Below are 408 nucleotides of genomic sequence, written 5' to 3'. Positions count from 1 at the left end.
GTATCTTGGAATTGATATTGCCAGTAAGAAGTTTGATGCAGCTGAACTCTGTGATGGGGTTTATCGGTGTAAAGCATTTGAAAACACCCCCGCCGGCTTTACAGCTCTCAGTAAGTGGCTGCAGGCAGGCAATATTCCGGACATTCATGTGTGTCTTGAAGCAACTGGCAACTATGGTACTGCCCTCGCTACTTTTCTGTACAAAAAGAATCTGAAAGTCAGCATCGTTAACCCCGCAGGAATTAAGGGATTTGCGGCTTCTGAACTTACCAGAACTAAAACTGATAAAGCAGACTCCCGGTTGATTGCACGCTTTTGTAAAGCCATTCAGCCAGACCAATGGAAACCCGTAGCTGCGCCCGTCAGAAAGTTGCAGGCTCTTGTACGGCGTATCGATGCACTTAACGT

Annotated in this window: 1 protein-coding gene; it reads left to right on the top strand. The window is 46.8% G+C overall.

From position 1 onward, the window contains the following. A partial coding sequence (locus tag ACNY69_RS21655) for an IS110 family transposase (protein ID WP_418800360.1) occupies positions 1-408 on the top strand: 408 nt, incomplete at both ends.

Source organism: Pantoea graminicola (genome assembly GCF_048452665.1).
In the GTDB taxonomy this organism is placed as follows: domain Bacteria; phylum Pseudomonadota; class Gammaproteobacteria; order Enterobacterales; family Enterobacteriaceae; genus Pantoea.
This window is presented reverse-complemented; position numbering and strand designations above follow the sequence as displayed.